The organism is Nostoc sp. C110 (genome assembly GCF_043099725.1).
Classification (GTDB): domain Bacteria; phylum Cyanobacteriota; class Cyanobacteriia; order Cyanobacteriales; family Nostocaceae; genus Nostoc; species Nostoc muscorum_A.
Genome location: NZ_CP171148.1, coordinates 1,503,517 through 1,521,338, shown reverse-complemented (window position 1 = coordinate 1,521,338; position 17,822 = coordinate 1,503,517). Strand labels below are relative to the sequence as shown.

Genomic DNA, 17,822 nt, shown 5'->3' with positions numbered 1-17,822 from the left:
TACACATAAAAAGCCATGAGACAAAAACCTAAACAGCAAATGCGTATATGGGCGATGTTGTGTCATTTGTCGGCTTTGTTGGGATGGATATTATTGTTTTTTTTAGTATTTATTGGCATTCCTTTATATTTACCTTTAAATCTTTTAGCTCCCCTGATCATTTGGCACTTTAAAAAATCACAATATGCTTGGATTGATTTCCAAGGTAAAGAATCTTTGAATTTTCAATTTTCTTTAACATTATATACGTTGATTGTCATAGCAATATCCTTAGTCTTTTTGTTAACTAGTTTTGTCCTGGTGATGATTAATAATGGTTCATCCAAGGAAATAAAAAATATTTTAGACGGCTTATTAATTGTACTGATGTCATTAATTTTATTTAAATTCATACTACAATCGTTTGTAGTGACTTTTGCATCTGTAAAAGCTTACAAGGGTGAGTATTATCGTTACCCTTTTACAATTAGAGTTTTACGATGACAATAATTGAGCCTCTCTTGACTAAAACCTAGAATTTTCCACAAATACTAACCTTTTAAATGTAAAAATGCACGATACTTCCAAAAATACAATAGGCTTTATTTTACTCAGTCATAGAAAACCACTACAAATTTACAGATTAATAAGTAAGCTAAACAGCCTATTTGATTATCCTCGAATTGTATGCCATCATGATTTTTCAAAATGTGATTTATCTATAGAAAACCTGACAAAAAATATTTTATTACTACGCCCTCATATAGAGACAGAGTGGGCAGGATTTTCTTTAGTAAAAGCCACAGTAAAGGCACTTCGACTGATGTACGAAACTCCAGATTCACCAGATTGGTTTGTATTACTCAGTGAATCAGATTATCCAATTAAAACTGCCAAGCAAATATTAGATGATTTAGCATCAAGTCCATACGATGCTTATATTCGCCATGAACGAATTAAATATGAGACTTATAAATATGATGTAAGACCAAGCATTTTATGGCAGAAAAATTCTTATGAACGATATTGTACGAAGTCGTTTTCTTTCCATTATTCAAAAAAACACAGCGCTCAAATGAATTTAGAAATTCGTTTAGAACATCCGCTATTAACAAAATCTTTCCTTCCTTTTTCAAAGAAACTTCTTTGCTTTAGTGGAAGTCAATGGTTTTGTGCAAATCGTAAAGCTGCTGAATATATTATCGATTTCCACAGCAAGGGAAATGCTTTAACTTTGCACTATAGTAAACTTAGGTATGCAGATGAGTCGTATTTTCAAACTATACTTGCTAATGCATCTCATCTAAAGCTACAAAACGACAATTGGCGTTATATTGATTGGTCAGGTGGAAGTGCCACTCATCCAAAGACATTGCTTATGGAAGATATACCTAATCTGATAATATCATCTGCTCACTTTGCTCGGAAATTTGATATTGACATAGATAGTACTATTCTGGATGAACTTGATATAATTACGTTTTAGTACCGAATATAAAATTTTTACAAAAAAATTATTTGTAGAGAGACTGCCGAGAAAATCAGAAAATTTATTGGTTCATATAAATAACTTTGTTTAATCAGTCTGGATTGTTTAAAATCTCTATAAAAATTATACAAGTATGGGAGTAAGTATGATATGGTCAAAATTGCGATCGCAGGCACTGGATTTGGTCAAAAAGTTCACATCCCTGGATTCCAAGCACATCCTCAAACTGAGGTAGTTGCTGTCTATCATCGAGATATAAATAAAGCTAAAGCCATAGCAGAATCCCATAATATTCCTCACGCCTCTGATTCTCTGGCTGATATTGTGGCATTACCAGAAGTGCAAGCAGTCAGTATCTCTACGCCGCCATTTTTGCACTATGAAATGGCAAAAACTGTACTGCAAGCTGGGAAACATTTATTACTAGAAAAGCCGACAACCTTAAATGCAGTTGAAGCTAAAGAACTTTATCAGTTAGCGAAAGCAAAAGGTGTAATTGCAACTGTAGATTTTGAATTTCGCTTTGTACCAGCATGGCAGTTATTTGCTGAATTACTATCAGAAAATTATGTGGGTGAGTTGCGCCTAATTAAAATTGATTGGTTAGGTTCTTCTCGTGCTGATACTTCACGCCCTTGGAATTGGTATTCTGACAAAGACAAAGGAGGTGGTGCATTAGGATCTTTAGGTTCCCACGCCTTCGATTACATTCACTGGTTATTCGGGCCAGTCCGTAGATTAAACGCCCATTTGAGTACTGCGATTCCTACACGAGTTGACCCTGTTAGTGGGGAATCTAAGCCAGTGAATACAGATGACAACTGTATATTAACCCTGGAATTAGCAAATGGTACACCTTGCCAACTTTCTATCAGCGCGGTTGTTCATGCAGCAAGAACCCATTGGATAGAAGTATATGGCGATCGCGGTACATTAATTGTAGGCAGTGAAAATCAAAAAGATTATATCCACGGCTTTCGTGTTTGGGGTTCTCAGCCAGGTAAACCTTTAACGGAAATAGAAATACCGAATCGGTTAATTTTTCCGAAAAATTATGCTGATGGGCGGATTTCGGCATTTATCCGCGTAGTAGATCAATGGGTGCAGGGAATTGAACGCAATCAGGAAATTACACCATCACTGCGGGAAGGAATTTATTCTCAGTTGTTGATGGATTTATCCCATGAATCTCATACAAAAGCAAGTTGGGTAGATGTACCTAGCTTGGAAGAATTTATTAGCAACTAGAGAGAAAATGAGCAAAACTCCCCGTATTCGTATCCCCCCAGAAGTCAAGAAATATGTTTTTGAACGTGACAAATATCAATGCCAAAGCTGCGGTAAAACTACTACAGAAACTCACCTCACCATTGACCATATCATTCCCCTTGCCCGTGGTGGTCAAAATGATATCAGCAATTTACAAACTCTCTGTATTACCTGCAATCAGCAGAAAACAGATAATATTGACCCCCGCTTCCGGCGATATTTTCAGCATTAGGCTAAAATTGTGTGGGCTATTCGTTTCTTATTTCTATGCCTCAAAATCACAATAGCAATTCCCGAAGATTCCCCAATATTAAAACTACAATTCTTTACCTCTTCACCTTCATGACTGTTTTAGTAATAGCCTTTCCCTGGCTATATGAGGTTAAAACTAAAGCTGGGATCAACATATCACGTAGCCGCCATGCAGGAACCTTTTTTGAGAAACATACATTTGGACTCTTCAGGTGTGAGTGGCTTTATCCCTACCATTGCGATCCTTCCCAGGATAAGTAAAAGGAATTAAAAAGAGAAGGGGAAAATTTTCCCCTTCTCTCTGTGTAAAATTTTACCCCAACTGACTTAAGCCAACATGAGTTCGACAAGTCTTATTTGACCTCTCCCCCAGCCCCTCTCCGACGCAAAGAGGGGAGCAAAAAGTGTAATTTTTCTTGCTCCTCCCTTTCCGTTTCGGAGAGGGAGGCTGGGAGGGAGAGGTTCATCGAACTCACGTTAAGCCAATGCACCCCTGTGCGTCCCTACATTTATCCCAACTGATTGGAGATCGCACTAACATCAACGGCTAACTTCTTGCCTAACTTGAGCAACTGAAGACACTGATTATCTCCTTCATTCCCAACGCTAGTAATACACACCGGCGCTATTTGACTGTGCAGACAACTAAAGTATAGTTCCTGCGATCGCTGTAGGGAAACATCAATATTTAGTTGATCCCCGACATCAATCAACCGCTCCAATAGTTGGATATCTGCATTAAAACTACCATTGGCATCGTGCAACAATTGCCAAAGCGATCGCGCAATTAACTGTTCTAACATCTGCTTACCGTCAGGAATATTCAGCCGACAACGCAGATGTTTTGCTTCAGTTGCGATCGCTTCCAATTCTAAGATGTGACTCCAACTCTTTTGGGGATCAGCGATATCTTGCTCCAGCGATCGCAATGTCATCAGACAGCGATGCCCTAAAGCAATATCTGCTGCCACTTGCAATTCTTGTGGTACTGCGATTTCATCTCGATGAAACGCCATCAGCACCCCATAATTATCACGGTAGGCTTGGGTATACAACTGTCCTAAGCGTGTCAGTGTTTCCTGACTAAGCAGCCGCATAATCCGGTGGCGTTCTTCAGCAAATAGATTTTGTAAGCTGAAAGCTTCTTCGCCAAATAGCTGTGTCATCGCCAAGATAGTATGAGCCGCACTAGCTTGTTTTAGTGCCCCAAACAGCTTTTCTTTTAATTGGCTGTAGTCACGCCGCCCGGTAAATTGTTGAATGCAGCAGTGGAAATCCCAGCCTCCCAAATGCAGAACCGCAAATACCAAATGCTCACTTTCCCAAGTAATCTCTGATACCAGCTTTAAATTTCCTACAGCCAGAGTTAGCGATCCCATCCGTTGCAGTTGGTAATCTAGCTCATTGGCAGCATAGCAATAAACTTTTTTGTGGTAACGCTGAGATTGTTTGTCAGCAACATCTTTTCTAGGCAAAGAATTGTGCGTCTGTGCTGGTTTCTGATTGGTAAATAGGGAAGTAATGGCGTAATGGGATGCTACTTGCTTAAAGCCAAGCTGGGCAGTTAACACGAGTTGCCGATAAATTTCTGCACCGTGTTTGAATTCATCGACATTACTGGGGGCTAAACCAAGACGTTTGACAAAGCCTTTTTCTAACTGTACGCCAGCGACTTCCCCTGCCAATTCCAAAGCACGGGCGGCGTAGCGCAGAATTTGCGTCCCCTCTGGACGGGAAATTTCTTCAAAAAACCAACCGCAACTAGTGAACATCAACAAAGCGTGACGCTGCATTTCTAACAGGCGCAAAGCGTCTACTTGTTCGGCTGCTGTTAGTTTGTGGGTTTGATGGCGGGCGAGGAAACGGTTGACATTGCCAGCAGAGCGATCGCGCATTACTTGGATATATTCATCCCGTGTTTGCCAGGGATCGCGAAATAACTGCCTACCATGTTCCTCATAAACCTCAGTTAGCTGATCCCGCAGCCAATTAAGGGCATCCCGTAGGGGACGACGCCATTTCTGATGCCAAACACCACCTTCACCACCGCAACCACAGTCATCTTCCCATCTGCCGACACCGTGGGCGCAACTCCAGGCTGTGACTGACTTTAATTCCACTTCCCAACCGGGAGAATTTAAGCTCAGGTAATGGGCGAAGTTCGTTACCGTCCAACCTTGTTGAGGAAACTCTTTAGTAAAGGCGTAGGCTAAAGTTTTCTCTGTTCCTTTCTTGTGATGTCCAAAGGTTTCCCCATCCGTCGCCACCGAGATTAACTGTGCTGGACGATGATCCCCACGGACTGCGGAACCGATACGTCCGGCAAAGTGACTGGAGTTATAAACTACATCACTAAAACCCATGTCCCGCGATATCGGGCCATCGTAGAAGAAGATATCAATGTAGGGCAATTCTTCTCTACTACTCTCTTTAGGGCTAGTAGCGATCGCACTCAGAGGTGAAGATGAAGTATCGAGTGTGGGCTGTAAATAACAACGATAGGGACGGGTAGAATCAATCTGACTACCACCGACTTCGATCCATTCAGGATGGGGATGATCTGGAGTGGGGAGGGGACGGCAACGCAGGGCTTGAGACGGTGCAAGGATAATGAAGCGAATACCCTCAGCAACAAGAGCTTCTAAGGTTGCGTAGTCTACAGCAGTTTCTGCTAGCCACATCCCTTCGGGATCACGTCCAAAGCGAGAGCGGAAGTCTTCTTTACCCCAGCGAATTTGAGTATATTTGTCGCGTTCATTCGCCAGAGGCATGATGATGTGATTGTATACTTGCGCGATCGCATTACCGTGACCATGCAAGCGTTGGCTACTCTTAGCATCCGCCTCTAAAATCCGCTGATAAACTTCCACATCGTAGCGTTCTAGCCACGACATCAGCGTCGGCCCGATATTAAAACTAAAATACTCGTAATTATTGACGATCCCCACCACTTCACCTTGGTCATTTAAGACTCTGGCAAAGGCATTCGGGCGATAGCATTCCCAATGAATCCGCTCATTCCAGTCATGGAAAGGTGCAGCGCTCGGTTGGCGTTCAATTGCGTCCAGATAAGGGTTTTCCCTCGGTGGCTGGTAAAAATGACCATGCACCGTCACATAAACACCATTAGCCTTTCTCAGGGGATCGGTTTCTTTAGTGTTATTGGGATCTGAATGTAATGTTAACGTTGAGCCAGAGCTAGCTGGCATTTCAGCAGCAGAAGTCATGTATATTTATCCAAAACAAAAAACTTGCAGTTGCACCGAAAACATTGTGCATAAACCTTTCTCCAATGGTTTAAACACAAAATCCGGTATAAACAACAACTATGGAATCCAACCAAATTTTTGACAAATCTTTCTCATTGTAGTGGGAAATCTGCGTTATCGCACAGCCCTTTCCCTGAAGGCTCAAATGTAATTAGCCATTGAACAAAAACTCAGTTAGGGGTTTCCTCTTTAGCAGCGCCAATTAAAATTTTAATTGTCTTTTAATATATTAAACCCCATTCTTGATGTAATATGTTGGCTCCGATTCATACTTTTGCAACGAAAGATTACAAAAACTCCTTAAATCGCAATCTTATTTTACATACGCTGTAGTGAACTGAAAACAGTACAATTTCTGAATTGGTCTACAGGTGGTTGAGAGTACCATATCGGAGTGATGAGTGAAAGTAATTTTTAATTCAACACTCCAAATTTAAAATTTAGGATTGCTAGCTGTGAATGATACCCTCAACCCAAAACAACAAATGTCAACCAAAAACATTATTCTTTTCGTTCTATTACTGTTTATCCCAGTTTCTGTAGCAGCCCACTTTCTGGAGTGGGGAGAATTGATAGTTTTCATTACAGCTGGATTAGCAATTCTGCCCTTAGCAGCTTGGATGGGTACAGCCACAGAAGAAATTGCTGTCGTGGTGGGGCCGTCATTGGGGGGCTTGTTAAATGCCACCTTTGGTAATGCAACAGAACTAATCATTGCCCTAGTAGCGCTGAACGCTGGGTTAATAGATGTAGTTAAAGCCAGTATCACGGGATCGATTATCAGCAACTTACTACTGGTAATGGGTTTTTCTATGCTTTTGGGAGGACTGCGCTACAAAGAACAGACATTTCAGCCAATTGTGGCGCGGGTGAATGCTGCTTCGATGAATTTGGCAGTGATTGCCATTTTGATGCCAACGGCGATGAATTACACCTCTCAAGGAATTAGCGAAGAGACAGTGCAAAATCTTTCTATTGCTGTTGCCGTCGTATTAATCCTGGTTTATGCTCTAACGCTGCTATTTTCGATGAAAACCCACTCTTATTTATATGATGTGGGTGTAGCGGAGACAGAAGAGGAAGAAACCCCTCATGCTAAACCAAATATGATGTTGTGGGTTGGTGTCTTGCTAGTATGTACCTTACTAGTAGCACTTGAGTCAGAAATGCTAGTAGATTCTCTGGAAGTAGCCACATCTCAGCTAGGTTTGACGGCGCTGTTTACAGGGGTAATTTTGGTTCCCATCGTCGGTAACGCGGCTGAACACGCCACAGCAGTCACGGTGGCGATGAAAGATAAGATGGATCTTTCCCTTTCGGTAGCTGTGGGATCAAGTATGCAGATTGCCCTATTTGTCGCGCCCGTGTTGGTAATAGCTGGGCGGATATTGGGTAAACCAATGGATTTAGATTTCAAACCCTTTGAATTAGTTGCTGTGGTTGTGTCAGTGTTGATTGCAAACAGCATTAGTTCTGATGGTAAATCCAATTGGCTCGAAGGCACTTTGTTATTAGCTGCTTATACAGTATTGGGATTCGCCTTCTACTTCCATCCAGTTATGGAAGGTATGGGGTAGTTTAGCAGTGCATAGGCGTAGCCCGTCGTAGACATCGCTCTTGATGATTTTAGATTCTTTTGGTTCATCATTCCTCCACCCGGTTTTCCCTCTTCTGCATGACACAAATCCAAAATCTGTTAATTACACGCTTTTGCCTGGGACAGGAGAAAATAAGAACATATAAGAGCGATCGCCTGTATGAGCTACTGCCTTAATCCCCATTGTCCCAAGCCTGAAAATCCTCATGATGTCAAGTTTTGCCGGACTTGCGGTTCTAAGTTACTCCTCAAAGAACGTTACCGTGCTATCAAACCAATCGGACAAGGTGGTTTTGGCAGAACCTTCTTAGCTGTGGATGAAGATAAACCTTCAAAACCACGCTGTGTAATTAAGCAATTTTATCCCCAATCCCAAGGCACTAACACTCTTGCCAAGGCCGTAGAGTTATTTAACCAAGAAGCGGTGCAGTTAGATGAATTGGGTAAACATCCCCAAATTCCCGAACTCCTGGCATATTTTACCCAAGAAGATCGCCAGTATCTTGTACAAGAATTTATTGACGGGCACAACTTAGCCCAGGAATTGGCACATAGGGGTGCTTTCAATGAAACGCAAATCCGGCAAATATTAAATGATTTATTGTCAGTTTTACAATTTTGTCATGCTAGACACGTAATTCACCGTGATATTAAGCCAGAAAATATTATTTTACGTAGCGGCGATCGCAAACTAGTATTAGTAGATTTTGGTGCAGCTAAATCTGCCATTGGCAACGCCTTAAATCAAACTGGTACAAGTATTGGTAGTCCAGAATATGTTGCCCCTGAGCAAATGAGAGGTAGGGCTGTTTTTGCCAGCGATATTTACAGCTTGGGTGCTACCTGTATTAATTTATTAACCCAGCGATCGCCTTTCGATTCTTATGATACTAACAACGATACTTGGGTTTGGCAGAAATACTTAAAAACTCCTGTTAGTAATCATTTGAGTCACATTCTCAACAAAATGCTAGAAAGCATTCCCGTTCGGCGTTATCAAACAGTAGATGAAGTTCTCAAAGACTTAAATCAACATTCGCAAGTAGCAGCCACACCAGCGATAAAGGCAAAGCCTATCCCTCAATCACCATCCAATTCTCCACCCGCTTTTGTATCGCCATCTCCTAGTCAAATCGATCTAGAATTAGAGGAAATGAAAACTCAATTTATGGGTGGCAACAAACCTCAACCAAATAAAATACAACCACCAAGTCCTACATCTCAGCCTTCTAGTAAAAACGAAATAGATCAAGAATTAGAAGAATTAAAAGCCAAATATCTTGGTAATAATAATCCTTAAAATCAATAAACAGTAGAGAATTGCTATTATCCTCCTCTCTTCCTCTGCGTTCTTTGTGCCTCTGCGGTTCTAGAAAAAAAAGTGGCTCTGAAACTCAGAGCCACTACTAAATCCGTATTTTGAAACTGACTAACCTTTCACAATATTCTGATACAGATGTGCAAAAGCTTACTTACCAGCTTCAGCAATAGGTACCCATTCAGTATGGAAACTTCCGGGCTTGTCAAGACGCAGGTAGGTATGTGCGCCAAAGTAGTCGCGTTGTGCTTGAGTTAGATTTTGAGGCAAGCGATCGCGGCGATAGCTGTCAAAATAATCTAAGGAGGCGCTAAATGCGGGTACTGGAATTCCTACTGTTGCAGCTGTCGCAATCACTTCCCGCCAAGCAGTCTGTCTGTCGAGAATTGTCTGCTTAAATTCGGGAGCTAACAGCAAGTTGGGCAAAGCTGGATTTTCGCTAAAAGCCTTCTTAATCTTATTCAAAAAGCGAGCGCGAATAATACAACCACCTTTCCAAATCCGCGCCATTTCGCCCAGATCCAAATTCCAGTTATATGTTTTTGAAGCTGTGGATAGCAACGCCATCCCTTGAGCATAAGAACAGATTTTTGAGCAATAGAGAGCATCGCGTACTTTGTTGATAAAGTCCTTGGTTTGCCCGTCATACTTGCCACTGGGGCCTGTGAGGACTTTAGATGCTGCAACCCGCTCATCTTTAATCGAAGATATAATCCGGGCATTAACTGCTGCTGTAATTGTAGGAATAGCAACTCCCAATTCCAATGCAGTTTGTACAGTCCAGCGTCCAGTTCCCTTTTGACCGGCTGCGTCAACAATCAAATCCACCAGGGGTTTATTTGTTTCTGGGTCAATATATGGGAAGATATTCTTCGTAATCTCAATCAAAAATGAATCGAGTTCATCGGTGGTATTCCATTCAGCAAACACATCATGTAGCTGACTGGGGTTTAATCCAGCGACATTTTTCAGCAAGTCGTAGGCTTCAGCAATTAGCTGCATATCGCCATACTCAATGCCGTTGTGTACCATTTTGACATAGTGGCCAGAACCACCAGGGCCAATGTAGGTTACACAAGGGCCATCATCGACTTGGGCAGCAATTTTGTTGAAAATTGGTGATAGAAACTCGTAAGAGCTTGTTGTACCTCCAGGCATCAGAGATGGGCCATTTAGTGCCCCTTCTTCACCGCCACTGACACCCATACCAAGATACCGAAGCCCAGCGGGTTCTAATTCCTGAGTGCGTCGTTCCGTATCTTCAAACCAAGAGTTGCCACCGTCGATAATGATATCGCCTTCCTCTAACAAGGGTTTGAGTTGAGCAATCACCGCATCCACTGGCTTACCAGCTTGCACCATTACGAGAATTTTGCGGGGACGTTCCAATAAGGCAACGAATTCTTCCAAGGTAAAGGCGGCTTTGACGTTCCGTCCTGTAGCACGCTGCGCCATAAACGCATCCGTTTTTTCTCGGGAGCGGTTGTAAACTGCAATTGGGAAGCCATTGCGCTCTACGTTTAGAGCGATGTTCTCACCCATAACGGCTAATCCAATCACACCAAAGCTTTGTAGTGTCATAAAAAATTTCTGGCTAACTCTCTTGCAGATCCTTTTACTTTAAGGGTAGTCCGATATTTTCCGTTCTCCCCTAAAGAAGACCTTAAGAGTTGAATAAAGGGCAAAAATCCACAACTAACACGGCTAATTAATTTTAAATTGTATCTAAATCAACAATTGACTGACAAAATTTGCAAAATTGAAATAGTCAAAGGACGCAGTAAGGAGTAACCAAATAATGCTGGCATTTGTCCTAGCTTTGGTGGTCGGTATTGGTAGTTTAGCCATTTACATAGCAGCTTTCTTTTTTCCAGAAATCCATCGCAAGAATGACTTTATCTGGAGTGGCGTAGGACTATTCTATGCCTTAGTCTTATGGGTGTTTGCACCACGCATTACTGGAGGTTTGTTGCTGGGTCATGTGGCTAGTGTGGCTCTTTTGGTCTGGTTTGGCTGGCAAACTCTATCATTACGTCGCCAACTGACCCCCCAGGCACAACAAACGCAAGTACCCAGTCCTGAGACGGTGAAAGCTGGAATTCAGGAACAGGTAAATAAATTGTCCCTTCAGGAACGGCTGGGCCAGTTGCAAAAAGGTCTGGGTAGCACCTTCAGTGGCGCGAAAGATAAAGTGCAACAGACTGTGAGTAAAAAGACACCCACAACCCCCAAACCAGAAGACATTACCTCTGTACTAGCAGAGAAACCTACTGTTGAGATTATCGACAAAACTACTGCCATACCAGAAAAACCAGCAGAGGAGACAGTTACTACTGACACCGAAGCCAAAACCGAGAGTGTACCAGAAGCGATTCCACCACATCCCCCATCTCCTGAATTGGTGGAAGCAGCGCAACCAGATTTTGAAATTGAGGAGAAGCAACCGATTCCCGTAGAAGAAATTGCGCCGGATGCGGTACTGGCTCCCCCAGCAGAAACGCCACCTGAGCAAATACCGCCTAATCAAGGTAGTTAAATTCTGTGAAACCCACCATTAAACTAATATGATGTTGGGTTTCACTAAACTTACTTTAATGTTTTGCCACAAATCGGCTGCAACAAACCTTGATAAATGACCAACATTAGTTGTTGCGATGCCTACGGCGGCAAGCTACGCAACGATAATAGTTACCATAATATTTTAAACCTGCTTCCAGCCTTAACCAGCGATCGCAATTTTATATTCCCAGCTTCAGATATTTATGCAGCGATCGCAGTCCCATCACAATATATAAAAGCATATAGCGATCGCAGTAGCATCAAAATCGAATAGCGATCAAACTAGCATATCTCCGGGTTTAGACGATGAGATGAGGAGTTGCACTGGCGATCGGGGTTAGTTTATTAAGGAAATCAGGTAAAAATACTATAATTTGTAAGAACCGTAATTTATACTACTCCTGAAGACGCAAAATGGCAGATGTTTGGTTAGAACCACTCAAGGTGTTTTGTTCCTACTCTCACAACGACGAACCCCTAAAGGATGAACTGGCTAAACACCTGACTATGTTGGAACGCCAAGGTATAACTTCAACTTGGCACGATCGCAAAATACCACCTGGAAAAGAATGGGATCAGCAGATTAATAAAAATTTAAATACAGCCGATATTATTTTATTACTAGTCAGTTCAGACTTTATATTTTCTAAATACTGCTGGGATGTTGAAGTTACCAAAGCAATAGAACGCCACGAAGCTGGAGAGGCTTGTGTCATTCCAATTATTCTGCGAAGCGTCTCTTGGCAAGATGCACCATTTGCTAAACTACAAGCTCTGCCTAAAAATGCTCTACCTGTTAAGTCTTGGAGTAATCAAGATGATGCATTCACGAATGTAGCTCAGGGAATTAAGTTTGCAGCTGAACAACTAATTAAGGAGCGTCAACAACAACGGTTAATCAGGGAAGCCGCCATAATTGAATATCGTCACAAGGCTGAAGAATTTGCGTCTGATGGCGAGATTTCTCCTTTGGAGTCTGATATATTAAAAGATTTACAAGAAAAGTTAAAATTAACAGATACAGAAGCTAGTGCAGTTAGAGAAAAAGCATTAGAACCTTACGGTACATATAAGAAAAATCTAGATAAATATAGGCAATTCTTGGCAAGGTTTGTAGATGAACAAGGATATCCATTGCGTGAAAAATCTGAGACTGAATTAGAGAAATTCCAGAAATACTATCTGCTTAAAGATGAAGATGTAGTTCGCTTAAAAAAAGAACAAGAAATAGAGTATCAAAAACAACAAGCAGAAAGATTACATCTAGAGCAAGAAAAAGCCAAAAACAAAAGACAGGAAGCAGAAAGATTACGCTTAGAACAAGAAAGAGCCGAAAATAAAAGACGGGAAGCAGAATTACAAGAACGACTAAAAAGGGAATCATCTCCCTCAGCTATTCAAACTCAGCCTTTTGAGTTTGAAACCGCCAGCCTAACTCCCAAATCAGCAGGATTTTTAGGTAGGGGAAAAACCTATGAAATTAATCGCAGTCGGGGACGCGCTGAGTTTTTTAGAGAAAATTTGGGTAATGGCGTAGTTCTGGAGATGGTTGCAATTCCGGGCGGTAATTTTCTCATGGGTTCGCCAGAGAGTGAGCCAGAAAGAGTTAGCCGGGAAAGTCCACAGCACTCTGTCACCATTCAACCCTTTTTTATGGGGAAATTTCCAGTAACTCAGAGTCAATGGAAAGCCGTTGCTGCTTTACCCAAGGTTAATATTGATTTAAATCCCGAACCATCTAATTTTAAAGGTGATAATCGACCTGTTGAAATGGTTTCTTGGGATGATGCAATTGAGTTTTGCGCTCGGCTATCTAAAAAGACTGAAAAAACCTATCGCTTACCCAGTGAGGCAGAATGGGAATATGCTTGTCGCGCGGGAACGACTACACCGTTTTATTTTGGCGAAACGATTACGACTGATTTAGCGAATTATCAATTCCAGTATGGGGAAACAACAGATGTAGGGAAATTTCCTGCTAACCCCTTTGGTTTATTTGATATGCATGGTAATATTTTGGAATGGTGTCAGGATGAGTGGCACGAAATTTATAACGGAGCGCCAAAAGACGGAAGCGCTTGGCTGATTGATAATGATAATCAAACTCGCCTTCTGCGTGGTGGTTCGTGGGACGACTTTCCCAATAATTGCCGCTCGGCGTTTCGCGGCTATCGTGCGCGTGGTCTTCGTAACCGCGGCGTGGGTTTTCGGGTTGTATTGGTTCGTGGCGGGATTTAGTATCCCTTTACACTCTTGCCCTTTAGCACTTTTCTCTTTATTTCTTTACCCTTCTTAATGTCTCGCGCAAAGCGCGATCAACTTTTTTTATTTAATTTTGTATGGATGAGTGATTTACCAATAATACAAAAAACTTACGATTTAATCAAGTGGTATGTGCCAATTTTAAATCGACTTCCTAGAGATCATAAATTTTTGCTAGGAAATCGGATTATTACAGAACTATACAATTTATTAGATGTTCTGCTTATAGCACGGTATGCTAAACAGAAATTAGCCCATTTAGAATTATTGAATAGTAAACTAGATATTTTACGTTATCAAACTCGCCTACTTTTAGAATTTGACTTAATTAAGACAGAGCGTTATGAATATGCTCAAAAACTTTTAAATGATATTGGCATCGATTTAGGTGGATGGATAAAACAGCAAAAAATAACGTTAATTTAACTACTCATAATAATGTCTGCTTAATTCTCTTTTATTACTCCGAAAAAAGACAATATTTGTAGGTTGCGTTGAGGAACGAAACCCAACATTCTCAAGGATTTGTTGGGTTTCACTCCGTTCAACCCAACCTACACCTAACCAATTATCAGGATATTTATATAGAAATAAATTGTACTAATAGATACTTTGTTTCAAGCGATCGCACCTTTGAAAGTAAAATTAGGGCCATTTTGGGCTTTATCTAACAAGATTCCTAGCTTCTTTGCAGAAGCTAGGAATTTAAGCCTTTCAGAACGGTAGGCGATCGCACTACTATTAGACGAAAAAACGTTAATTTATAGTCTATTAACGTAATCTTCAACAGAAAAGTTATTCAATTCTGGCGCGGAGTGCAGGAGATGGAAAGAGACTTCCAAATCCAACTTGTCGCTCGTTTAAGGGTTCTAGAGCATCGTTCCAAAGACTTTCATAATAAAAGAAAGTTACGCCTAAACCGCGTTCTTGGGCAGCCCGCACCTGAGACTTAATTTGCTGCATAGGAACTGGATTATTTCGTAACCCAGTCATAATCCCAATTCCAGTTGGAATTATTTTTTGGGCTTCTTGAATTTCTGAGCGAGAAATATTAGCCACAAAACTTTGCAGATTCGGACGATAAACTTGCACAATTAACTCGTCCACAATATTTTGCCGTATCCAACTCAGCCAATCTTGTAGGTGAAACTTGTAAGCAAAATCATAGTAATTAGGAGAAACAGAGAAAATCGCCTGGGGTTTTCTCTGCTTCACAGCTTGGTTAAGTTGTACCATGAAAGCCGTAATTTTATCTGCCCGCCACTTTACCCATGCCGCATCTTGGGAATTCTTTGGGGGAGCATTTTTGGTTTCTTTGGTGTACAAAGCAACTGTATATTGGTCGTAGCCAAATTCGTGAGGCAAACTCATGTGATCGTCAAACTGAATGCCATCGGCATCATATTGAGTGACAGTTTCCAGCACGAGGTTGGTGATGAACTGTTGTACTTGCGGAAGGAACGGATTCAGCCACATAACTTCACCAGCCGCACTGATAGAAGTTTGGCTACCATCCCGCTTTTGTGTGAACCAATCAGGATAATTCAGTGCTAGTTCTGACGTTGGGGGAGCCATGAAACCAAATTCAAACCAGGGAATCACTAGCAATCCTTTGCGATGGGCTTGGTTAATCAGGTCGGCAAGAATATCATGTCCATCTGAACCTTTATAGATAAAAGGTTGAATACCTGCACGTTGTGCGATCGCACTGGGATACATCACATAACCAGAATTCCACACTACAGGATAAATTGTGTTGAAGTTCAGCCGTCGTAATTGACTTACCGCATCCTGGACTTTGGAGCGATCCTTGAGAGTGTCAAAATCATTGGTGGTCATCCAAACCCCACGAATTTCTTGACGGGGTATCTGTGCGATCGCGCTGAAGCGCCCACCTTCGGTGATCGCGGGAGTAAAACTATCTACCAGTAATACCGTAAAAAAGGATATTAAAATGAGAATCGGAAAAAGATACTTAAGTAGTCGCCGCCAACTTTGAATAATAAAAGGTGATTTCATAAATTTGAATGGTGCATTAGCTACCCACACACGCCATTGCTCGCTTTTACGATTGAATCTACTAACCATATAGTCTACAAGTATTTATGCTTAGTACAGGATTGATGAGTTGGTAGTTGTTCGTTCCCTGCTTATGGAACTTTTGCACCAGAAAAACTAAAGCAGACAATATTAAGATAGTTGACGCAGCTAGTAAGCATTTGTGCCCAATAGATATTGGTATGAGGAATGGGGAATGGGAAATGGGGAATGGGGAATGGGAAATGGGGAATGGGGAATGGGGAATGGGAAATGGGAAATGGGGAGGGCAAGAATTTCTTCGTTAGCTTCCCCTGCTCTCCCTGCCCCCTTCCCCCTGATCTTCACACTCCCCCACACCCCACCTGTGTCACAATAGAGAACTGTAATAAGAAAAATATTGTTAAGGTAATTTAGTGAGTCCAACTGCTCAATCCACGGCAAGTGCGCGTCGCGTGGTATTTCCTTTTACGGCAATTGTGGGCCAGGAAGAAATGAAACTGGCGCTCCTATTGAACGTGATTGACCCCAAAATTGGTGGTGTAATGATCATGGGCGATCGCGGTACCGGTAAATCCACAACTATCCGGGCGCTGGCGGATCTGCTGCCAGAAATTTCTGTGGTTGCCAATGACCCCTTCAGTAGCGATCCTAGCGACCCCGACTTGATGAGCGATGAAGTTCGCCAACTCTTAGAACAAGGGGCGGAAATTCCTGTAGCTCATAAAAAAGTCCAAATGGTAGACCTGCCGCTAGGAGCCACAGAAGACCGAGTTTGTGGCACAATCGACATTGAGAAAGCTTTATCTGAAGGTGTCAAAGCCTTTGAACCGGGACTGCTGGCAAAGGCTAACCGGGGCATTCTCTATGTGGATGAAGTCAACTTACTAGATGACCACCTTGTAGACGTGCTACTAGATTCCGCCGCGAGTGGATGGAACACTGTAGAACGGGAAGGTATTTCAATCCGTCACCCAGCGCGTTTTGTTCTTGTGGGTTCTGGAAACCCTGAAGAAGGCGAACTACGCCCGCAACTGCTCGATCGCTTTGGGATGCACGCAGAAATTCACACCGTAAAAGAACCGGCCTTGCGGGTGCAAATTGTGGAACAACGGGCGGATTTTGACCAAAATCCTCTAGTATTTCTCGAAAGCCATAAAGCCGAGCAAGAAGCATTACAAGAGAAAATTGTCAATGCTCAAAAGCTTTTGCCAGAAGTGAAACTTGACTATGAACTACGGGTAAAAATTTCTGAAGTCTGTTCTGAATTGGATGTAGATGGTTTGCGGGGTGACATTGTTAGTAACCGCGCCGCGAAAGCCTTAACAGCTTATGAAGGACGCACTGAAGTTACAGTTGATGATATCTGCCGTGTGATTACGCTATGCTTGCGTCACAGGCTGCGGAAAGACCCCTTAGAATCGATTGATTCTGGCTACAAAGTCGCTAAAGTTTTTAGCCGCGTCTTTGGCGTAGAACTACCAGAAAGTGATACTGCACAAAAAAACGGCACAGGTCAAAAGTTAGGGGCTAGAAGTTAAAAATTACGAGTGAGGAGTTAGGAGTTAAAAGTTTTGAATGGAAAGCTGCTTCATAACTAACAACTCTTAACTCAGCACGGGCTAAACCCGGATTTCTCACGGATAGTGTAGGCAGAGGGAGAAGAGGAGTTTGGGGAGTGTGGGGAGTGTGGGGGGTAAGACTTCTTCCCCATCCTCCCACACCCCTTGGATTTCTCACTTGTGAGAAATCCAGGTAAAGTCCCCGTTACCGCTAACAATATTCAACACT

At 42.1% G+C, this 17,822-nt stretch carries 16 protein-coding genes; 12 read left to right on the top strand and 4 right to left on the bottom strand.

Going from position 1 to position 17,822, the window contains the following annotated elements; translation table 11 throughout:
* Nucleotides 1-15 precede the first annotated feature (15 nt).
* From ACFFRD_RS12125 to ACFFRD_RS12105, 5 genes are all read left to right on the top strand, one after another.
* Nucleotides 16-483, top strand: coding sequence for a DUF4870 domain-containing protein (locus ACFFRD_RS12125; protein WP_392481703.1), 468 nt, complete (start codon nucleotides 16-18; stop codon nucleotides 481-483).
* Nucleotides 484-550: 67 nt separating this feature from the next.
* Nucleotides 551-1,465 (top strand): beta-1,6-N-acetylglucosaminyltransferase, encoded by a 915-nt coding sequence (locus ACFFRD_RS12120; protein WP_392481701.1) that lies wholly within the window; start codon nucleotides 551-553, stop codon nucleotides 1,463-1,465.
* A 153-nt stretch (nucleotides 1,466-1,618) separates the two neighbouring features.
* Nucleotides 1,619-2,716, top strand: a complete 1,098-nt coding sequence (locus ACFFRD_RS12115; RefSeq protein WP_392481699.1) for a Gfo/Idh/MocA family protein — start codon at nucleotides 1,619-1,621, stop codon at nucleotides 2,714-2,716.
* Nucleotides 2,717-2,723: 7 nt separating this feature from the next.
* Nucleotides 2,724-2,969, top strand: a complete 246-nt coding sequence (locus ACFFRD_RS12110; protein ID WP_185585116.1) for an HNH endonuclease — start codon at nucleotides 2,724-2,726, stop codon at nucleotides 2,967-2,969.
* 35 nt (nucleotides 2,970-3,004) lie between these two features.
* Nucleotides 3,005-3,250, top strand: coding sequence for a hypothetical protein (locus ACFFRD_RS12105; RefSeq protein WP_392481697.1), 246 nt, complete (start codon nucleotides 3,005-3,007; stop codon nucleotides 3,248-3,250).
* A gap of 248 nt (nucleotides 3,251-3,498) precedes the next feature.
* On the opposite strand, the gene ACFFRD_RS12100 is transcribed toward ACFFRD_RS12105, so the two are convergent.
* The gene (locus ACFFRD_RS12100; RefSeq protein WP_392481694.1) at nucleotides 3,499-6,216 is read right to left on the bottom strand and encodes a DUF3536 domain-containing protein; all 2,718 of its coding nucleotides are present in this window, start codon (nucleotides 6,214-6,216) and stop codon (nucleotides 3,499-3,501) included.
* Between the two features lie 527 nt (nucleotides 6,217-6,743).
* Between ACFFRD_RS12100 and cax the strand changes: the two genes are divergently transcribed.
* Together cax and ACFFRD_RS12090 are read left to right on the top strand one after the other, a co-directional pair.
* On the top strand, nucleotides 6,744-7,835 hold the full coding sequence (cax, locus tag ACFFRD_RS12095) for a calcium/proton exchanger (protein WP_190962066.1): 1,092 nt from the start codon (nucleotides 6,744-6,746) through the stop codon (nucleotides 7,833-7,835).
* A gap of 180 nt (nucleotides 7,836-8,015) precedes the next feature.
* Nucleotides 8,016-9,155 (top strand): protein kinase, encoded by a 1,140-nt coding sequence (locus tag ACFFRD_RS12090; RefSeq protein WP_392481691.1) that lies wholly within the window; start codon nucleotides 8,016-8,018, stop codon nucleotides 9,153-9,155.
* Nucleotides 9,156-9,323: 168 nt separating this feature from the next.
* Here the strand turns inward: ACFFRD_RS12090 and gndA are convergent, their stop codons facing one another.
* Complete coding sequence (gndA, locus tag ACFFRD_RS12085) at nucleotides 9,324-10,754, bottom strand: NADP-dependent phosphogluconate dehydrogenase (RefSeq protein ID WP_012412521.1); 1,431 nt, start codon at nucleotides 10,752-10,754, stop codon at nucleotides 9,324-9,326.
* Between the two features lie 217 nt (nucleotides 10,755-10,971).
* Here gndA and ACFFRD_RS12080 point away from each other — a divergent pair, with 217 nt between their 5' ends.
* The 4 genes from ACFFRD_RS12080 to avd all read left to right on the top strand — a co-directional run bounded on the left by ACFFRD_RS12080 (nucleotide 10,972) and on the right by avd (nucleotide 14,420).
* Nucleotides 10,972-11,709, top strand: coding sequence for a Ycf66 family protein (locus tag ACFFRD_RS12080; RefSeq protein ID WP_392481689.1), 738 nt, complete (start codon nucleotides 10,972-10,974; stop codon nucleotides 11,707-11,709).
* Between the two features lie 96 nt (nucleotides 11,710-11,805).
* Complete coding sequence (locus tag ACFFRD_RS12075; RefSeq protein WP_392481687.1) at nucleotides 11,806-12,006, top strand: hypothetical protein; 201 nt, start codon at nucleotides 11,806-11,808, stop codon at nucleotides 12,004-12,006.
* A 140-nt stretch (nucleotides 12,007-12,146) separates the two neighbouring features.
* Nucleotides 12,147-13,970, top strand: coding sequence for an SUMF1/EgtB/PvdO family nonheme iron enzyme (locus ACFFRD_RS12070; protein WP_392481685.1), 1,824 nt, complete (start codon nucleotides 12,147-12,149; stop codon nucleotides 13,968-13,970).
* Between the two features lie 105 nt (nucleotides 13,971-14,075).
* On the top strand, nucleotides 14,076-14,420 hold the full coding sequence (gene avd, locus ACFFRD_RS12065) for a diversity-generating retroelement protein Avd (RefSeq protein WP_392483054.1): 345 nt from the start codon (nucleotides 14,076-14,078) through the stop codon (nucleotides 14,418-14,420).
* A 369-nt stretch (nucleotides 14,421-14,789) separates the two neighbouring features.
* Here the strand turns inward: avd and ACFFRD_RS12060 are convergent, their stop codons facing one another.
* Nucleotides 14,790-16,013 carry a glycoside hydrolase family 10 protein gene (locus ACFFRD_RS12060; RefSeq protein ID WP_392481683.1) on the bottom strand — a complete coding sequence of 408 codons (1,224 nt, stop codon included), beginning with the start codon at nucleotides 16,011-16,013 and terminating at the stop codon, nucleotides 14,790-14,792.
* A gap of 434 nt (nucleotides 16,014-16,447) precedes the next feature.
* Between ACFFRD_RS12060 and bchI the strand changes: the two genes are divergently transcribed.
* Nucleotides 16,448-17,572 (top strand): magnesium chelatase ATPase subunit I, encoded by a 1,125-nt coding sequence (gene bchI, locus ACFFRD_RS12055; protein WP_114084260.1) that lies wholly within the window; start codon nucleotides 16,448-16,450, stop codon nucleotides 17,570-17,572.
* Here bchI and ACFFRD_RS12050 read toward each other — a convergent pair.
* Nucleotides 17,562-17,771, bottom strand: a complete 210-nt coding sequence (locus ACFFRD_RS12050; RefSeq protein WP_392481681.1) for a hypothetical protein — start codon at nucleotides 17,769-17,771, stop codon at nucleotides 17,562-17,564. The two genes, bchI and ACFFRD_RS12050, sit on opposite strands and share 11 nt — an antisense overlap.
* Nucleotides 17,772-17,822: the final 51 nt, after the last annotated feature.